Source organism: Marimonas lutisalis, from assembly GCF_005434965.1.
GTDB classification, from domain to species: Bacteria; Pseudomonadota; Alphaproteobacteria; order Rhodobacterales; family Rhodobacteraceae; genus Marimonas_A; species Marimonas_A lutisalis.
Window position 1 is genome coordinate 1,628,547 of the sequence record NZ_SKCI01000001.1, and the last position, 6,314, is coordinate 1,634,860.

At 54.7% G+C, this 6,314-nt stretch carries 4 protein-coding genes; all 4 read right to left on the minus strand.

Features of this window, described 5'->3' with window-relative positions; genetic code table 11:
* Positions 1-52 precede the first annotated feature (52 nt).
* Positions 53-1,525 (minus strand): HlyD family type I secretion periplasmic adaptor subunit, encoded by a 1,473-nt coding sequence (locus tag E0501_RS07800; RefSeq protein WP_137700733.1) that lies wholly within the window; start codon positions 1,523-1,525, stop codon positions 53-55.
* Positions 1,512-3,248 (minus strand): type I secretion system permease/ATPase, encoded by a 1,737-nt coding sequence (locus E0501_RS07805; RefSeq protein ID WP_137700734.1) that lies wholly within the window; start codon positions 3,246-3,248, stop codon positions 1,512-1,514. The genes E0501_RS07800 and E0501_RS07805 overlap by 14 nt, the downstream gene beginning before the upstream one ends.
* Positions 3,249-3,270: 22 nt before the next feature.
* Positions 3,271-4,008 carry a SapC family protein gene (locus E0501_RS07810; protein ID WP_137700735.1) on the minus strand — a complete coding sequence of 246 codons (738 nt, stop codon included), beginning with the start codon at positions 4,006-4,008 and terminating at the stop codon, positions 3,271-3,273.
* Positions 4,009-4,085: 77 nt separating this feature from the next.
* A partial coding sequence (locus tag E0501_RS07815; RefSeq protein ID WP_205123458.1) for a SpaA isopeptide-forming pilin-related protein occupies positions 4,086-6,314 on the minus strand: 2,229 nt, incomplete at its 5' end.

The following is a 6,314-nucleotide window of genomic DNA, read 5'->3' on the forward strand; positions in this document are numbered from 1 at the left end:
TTGGTTTCCAGCAGCTGAAAAGACAGACCCTTGACTGGGTATCGCGCACCAGTCAACTTTCTCGGAAGCTGAGCCTAAGACTGTCTGCGAATGGCTTGAGCACGAAATCAAAAACGGTTCTCTCGCCAGTCAGGATCATCACATCAGCTGGCATGCCAGCGGTCATAACGATTTCTCCAGGGATTTCCTCGAGCGCTTCTGCAGGAACGAGAACCTGCGCGAGGAAATACGGCTCACCGGTCCGATCGTCGATCAATCTGTCAGCCGAAACGTTTCTAAGCGTACCATATATCTGCGGCAAATTCCGTTGTGTATAGGCTGTTAACAAGACGCGCGCTTGCATTCCTGGATGAACAGTATCGATATCTTGTGGCTTCAGTCGCGCCTCTATTATCAGCGCACCGTCATCAGGTACGATGTCAAGGATTTCGCCACCTGGTTTCAGGATTCCGCCCACTTCTGTTGTTACCCTCAGGTTCAAGACTTGACCGGCGATAGGCGCAGTCACTTTTGTACGAGCCAGCGCATCCGCACGTTCGGGCAATTGGCTCTTGATGGTAGCGAGTTCCGCTCTGATATTGGCTAGCTCCGTTGAGACTTCTTCTCGGATTTGCTGATGTGTTGCATGAAGCTGTAGTTCTGTTTCGCCAATTTGTTGCTCCAGCCTAGCAATGGTTGCGCGATGCCCCGCCTGTTCTGCCGAGAGTTCCGCCTCTTGTCGCTTTAGTGCGAGCAGAGGTGCTAGACGTTGGAGTTTCTGGTCGTACAGACCTTGCGTGACCTCGATCTCCTGTTTGAGCAATTCCAGTTGCTCATCTTGAGCCGAAATTACTTCATTCAGACCTGTGATTTCTTCACGTAATTGCTTGATCCGACTGCCTAGAATGCGTTCGCGTGCGGCTTGGGTCTCGCGCCGATCATGGAACAACGCTCGTTGACTGACTTTTGCCTCAGCGATTTGTTCAGGACGATCGGTTGCAAGCTCCTCTGGAAAAGTAAACTTTACACTCTCAAGACCGGTTTGCTCGGCAACAAGCCTGGCTTCAGTCGCTAATAGAAACACCTGCCGTTCACGCAACTCATTAAGACGAGCCAAGGCCCTTACATCTTCTAGCGTGACCAACGTGTCACCTGCAGCTACGTGATCACCTTCGCGGACGTGGATCGTACGGATGATACCGCCCTCAAGATGCTGCACTGTTTTGCGCGATCCATCGGGGTTCACAACGCCAGGGGCAACTGCAGCCGAAGCAAGTGGAGCGTACCAAGACCACACACCGAATACGCCGAAGAACAAAACCGCCGACGTAAGTCCCAGTATCCGAGCGCCACGTGTTGCAGAACCCAAACGCAAGCCACTCAGGCTGTCGCGGCCAGCAGGAAAGACCAATCGGACAATCAGAAATGCGAGAACCAACAGGCAAAACACTGAACCAAGCACCAGCAGAGCGGGGGTTTCGAACTGGCCTTCCAGCAACTGCTCAATGCCAGTACGGAAGATAGCCACTAAACTATCGAACTCCATTCTTGCCTTCCTCTCCTATTCGCCCGCTTCTGAAGATCGCATTTTCCTTTAACTTCTTCGCTCCCTGCATCATGTCCCGCATGATCTCATCACGTGGGCCAAAACGTGCGACCGTTCCGTCTTTCAACACCAGCACCTTATCCGCCAATCCGAGCAGATGTGGTAGATGCGAAACAAGGATCACCGTCGTTCCGACTGATTTGATGTTTCGAAGAGCGCCTTGAAGTGCCGCTTCGCCCATACCGTCGAGGTTCGAATTGGGTTCATCCAGCACCACAAGTGAAGGGTTGCCATAAAGAGCGCGCGCCAGACCAATACGTTGCCGTTGCCCACCAGAAATCCGATCGGCATACTGACCGATATCGGTCTCATAGCCATTCGGAAGAGCAAGGATCATTTCGTGTGCACCTGCAGCCTGTGCAGCAGCGAGCACCTTTTCGTCATCTACCTCGCCAAGTCTTGCAATATTTTCTGCAACTGTACCGCTGAAAAGTTCGACGGCTTGAGGCAGATAGCCCAAATACACTCCAAGGCCCTCGCTATCCCAATCCGCCACGTCTGCGCCATCCAGCCGGATCTTGCCCAAAGAAGGCTTCCACGCACCAACCAGGAGTTTGCAAAGTGTCGTCTTGCCCGAACCCGATGGCCCCAGAACGCCACAGACCTCCCCAGGCGCGAGACGAAACGCTACGGATTTAAGGATAGCATTGCCTGACTCTGGCGCGAAATAGCTAACACCTTCCAAAGCGAGCTGCCCTTTTGGCCGGGGCAATTCCACTCTGTCTGTTGGAGACTCTGTGGCTGCAAACAACCGAGCAAGCTTCGTCTTGGCGTTGCGGTAGCTACCATAACTTTTCCAGGCAGAAATCGCGCGTTCGACCGGTGAGAGCGCTCGTGACAAAATGATTGAGGCCGCAATCATACCACCCGCGGTAAGCTCTGCCTGCAAAACGAGCCACGCCCCTGCCCCCAAGATTGCAATCTGGAGCATAAGCCTGAAAGAACGGGATAAATTGAATAGAATTGTCGTTGTATCGCCTGGGCCGCGTCCGCGAGTGTCAGCCTCTGCGTAACGCGCCTGCCAGCGAGAAATAACCGCGCCAACCATCCCCATGCCGGCCAGTGTTTCAGCGTTACCGATAAATTGCCCGGCATCTCGGCGCGCGTTGCGCAGGTTTTGATTGGCCGCAGCAGCTTGGCGCCGGGTAAGAGCATCGTTCAGAATGGCAACTGCGAAAAGTAAGATAGCGCCGCCAAGTGCAATCAGTCCAAGTATGGGGTGCATCAACCAGATGACCGCAATGAAAATTGGCGTCCAAGGTGCGTCGAAGAAGGCCAGGATAGCATCCCCAGCCACAAAACCACGCAAATCGCCTACGTCGTTCAGATCAGCCTCGGAACGGCCTTTCGCGAGCCGCGCCGTTATCGCGCGACGGATCACATGAGGAGATAATTCACCTTCGAGCCATGAGCCGGTCCTTGCGAGAACAACGCGACGTGCCTGCTCCAACAATCCGTACGTGGCGATCGCAGCAAACGCGATGACTGAGAGCCATATAAGCGTGTTGATGGAGCCTGACGAAAGGACCCGATCGAAGACCTGCAGCATGTAAATCGAACTTGCCAGAAGCAGGATGTTGGCCAAGAAGCTCAGAACGAACAACAAAGGCCATTGGCCACGTGCCTCAGAGAGGACAGCCTTCAGAGGTGTGGGCTTTTTCATAAGCAAGTCTCCTTGCCGCGCCTCAATTGAGCGCGCCGCTCGGAGCAGGTGTTATGCGTTCGGCAAGGCTGCGGAGGTTCCTCATGGAATGCAGGTGCTCATAAATCGCTTCAAGCATTCCTGATTGTTGCAGATCATGGAGGGTTTCCGCGTCCAATGCATTGAGCTTCTTGCGATCTACGACCATCACTCCGCCAATACGACGCGCTTCGCCTTTGGCATTTTTCAACTCAACGCGGATCGGAGAAAGCAGGTCAAGGTCGGCCAGCCGGGCGCAAATGGCTTCGGTACGCAATGCCCCTTGCGCTACGTCCGCCACAAACTTTTGCGCGCGGCTGACCAGGTCGCCCGGGCGACCTTCCCAATCGAACAGGGGCTCCCCCTGCCCGTCCTTGTTCAATCCAGCGTAATCCTCCGCAATAGCCAAGACGCCATTTTCCGAGCCTTTGTCCATCATTGCGACGAAAGGATACTGGCGCAGCATCGCGGGCACATACGCTGCCTTCCAGCTGTCATCTTCAGCTAAGTAGAGGTTTTCACCTTCTGCGAGGCCTAGAAGAGCCACTGAGCGGACATCTTCACCAGTCTTTATGAAAGCTACAACGTAATCAGATGCCAAGTCACCAAACTCACGAGAGAGTACCGGTACGAAGGTCATTTCCCGAGCGAAACCATAACCCTTTACGGGGTCAATAAATGTCTTGCCGTGGCGTTCCTGTGTCAGAGGAACTGCCTGCTTCAAAAGCGCAGATACGGTCATATTTCACCTAAATTGTTGGGGCATTTGGGGCATGAAGTCCGGACCCGATGGGCATAACGGGTCCGGACGAGGACGGATCAGGCGATCGCGTCATAATAGGCTTGAGACGTAATGTCGGTACCATCATCAGCGTCGAAGGTGATTTGTTCACCGGCAAAGACACCGTAGTTGTTCCAACCATCTAGCACGTTCTGGATATCGGAGCCGGCCTCGTCGATGTCCCCGTCTCCGTCGAGGTCCACACCGATAGACCAGCCCTCCTTGCCTTCCTTCTTGTCGGCAGCGCCTCCGTCGAAATAGTTGACGTAGAGAATGGCCTGGTCAATCCAGTAACCAATACTCTCTCCTTCAACCTCCGTATCGACCGAGTTTCCAGCCATGTAGTTCAGCCAGGAAGCAACAAGCGAACGTTCTACGGTCGAAACCTTCGACATGTCTTTGTTCTTGCCTCTGGACGTTTCGCCACCTTGAAGCGCGAGAACAGCGTCATCCAGTTGATATGTGAGCATATAGTCGTCGTCGGTCTGCCCATCATAGACGTCGCTGTCATCGTCTTCGGTGTTGAAATTCCAATCGCCGACCAAGAGCAATGGCGAACCTTGGTGGGTCGGATAGGCTCCATCATCTCCCTCGGGGGGTGTAAACACGATATCACCTGGGTTTTGCGGATCGTCAGGGTTTGTCACACCATCGAAGTAATCCGGGTAATTCAACTCGAACAGATCGTTTTCGGCGAACTCGTCTCCTTCCTTCTCTTCCGTATTTCCAGTGCCAGGAATAACGCCGTCATTGTTGTCGAAGCCATCCCAATAGGTCTGACCCAAGTCAGATTGCCAGAAGCCTGGGGTACGCACGCCGGGGCCTTCGATCATATCGTTGCCGAACCACAGCATGCCATCATTCGGCAGCGGATCATATGTCGTCGGATCAGCACTGACGGCCTCGATGACCACTTCTCCAGACTCGTCGACCACGACTTTGAACACGCCGTCGCCTTCCAAATCCGGTGTGGTTTGGAGCCAGCCTGATTTGAGCACTTCTTTAACGTAATAGGTGCCCATCTCCAGACCATCGAAGGACCAGAAACCGTCCGCATCTGAAACAGTGGTCTTGATCGCCGGGCCGTCGCCGCCGGTTAGACCATCGATGTCATCTTTCTCCTGGTAAAGCTCGATCGTCCAGCCAATGGCGCCAACTTCTTTACTGTCGCCCTCTTCGCCAGCATCCCATGTGCCGTTTCCGTTGGCGTCATCAAAGTCCCAGGTGCCATCGCGGTTTACATCAAAGAACTTGTAACCTTCGATGCTGGCGAGGCGGAAGTTGGCAAAGTCGTTGCCACTGTCCTCACCACCCGACCCCGGGTTTTCGACCGTGTTGACAACCCCGGTCGTCTCGACCGAACCGTCCGGCGCAATCTCAAGGATGTCTTTCCCGATCACGTCGTCCGACAGGTTCAGGCCACCGATCTCCCAGTAGCCACCAGCACCGGTCGTCGTCGAGAAGCCATCGTTGTTCTCGCCGTCGCCATTGACGTCGATGAAGATCGTCACCGGATCATAACTATCGTCCCAAACTTCGTCGTCGCCGCCGCCAAGACCATCACCATTCATATCCTCGTACTTGTAGCCCGAGATCTTGAAGTCCTGGAAGTTGGTGAAGTCATTGTCGCTCGACGTCCCACCGCTCGTCGCGGTGATCGGTCCAAGCTGCGTGGCGCCAACCGCTTCCCAGCCCTCAGGCGTCGCTTCGGTCACCCAGTAAACACCCGGTCCGAGATCCTCGAAGAGGTAGTCGCCATTGGCATCAGTGGTAATCGTTGTGACCGCGGTGTCGCCCCCTACGTCAGTGTCAAGCGTAGACGCGTTGCCATCGCTGTCCTTCCACAGCGTGATCTCCCAGCCCGAGACGCCATCCGTATAAGTCCCGTCACCCTGAAGATCCGTGAACTTCGTCCCCTCGATCGAGAAGTAACGGAAGTTCGCAAAGTCGTTGCCACTGTCCTCACCACCCGACCCCGGGTTTTCGACCGTGTTGACAACCCCGGTCGTCTCGACCGAACCGTCCGGCGCAATCTCAAGGATGTCTTTCCCGATCACGTCGTCCGACAGGTTCAGGCCACCGATCTCCCAGTAGCCACCAGCACCGGTCGTCGTCGAGAAGCCATCGTTGTTCTCGCCGTCGCCATTGACGTCGATGAAGATCGTCACCGGATCATAACTATCGTCCCAAACTTCGTCGTCGCCGCCGCCAAGACCATCACCATTCATATCCTCGTACTTGTAGCCCGAGATCTTGAAGTCCTGGTG

Bases quoted from the DNA above. Each gene is read 5' to 3' on its own strand.
- E0501_RS07800 (WP_137700733.1), bottom strand. From the start codon at position 1,525: ATGGAGTTCGATAGTTTAGTGGCTATCTTCCGTACTGGCATTGAGCAG.
- E0501_RS07805 (WP_137700734.1), bottom strand. From the start codon at position 3,248: ATGAAAAAGCCCACACCTCTGAAGGCTGTCCTCTCTGAGGCACGTGGC.
- E0501_RS07810 (WP_137700735.1), bottom strand. From the start codon at position 4,008: ATGACCGTATCTGCGCTTTTGAAGCAGGCAGTTCCTCTGACACAGGAA.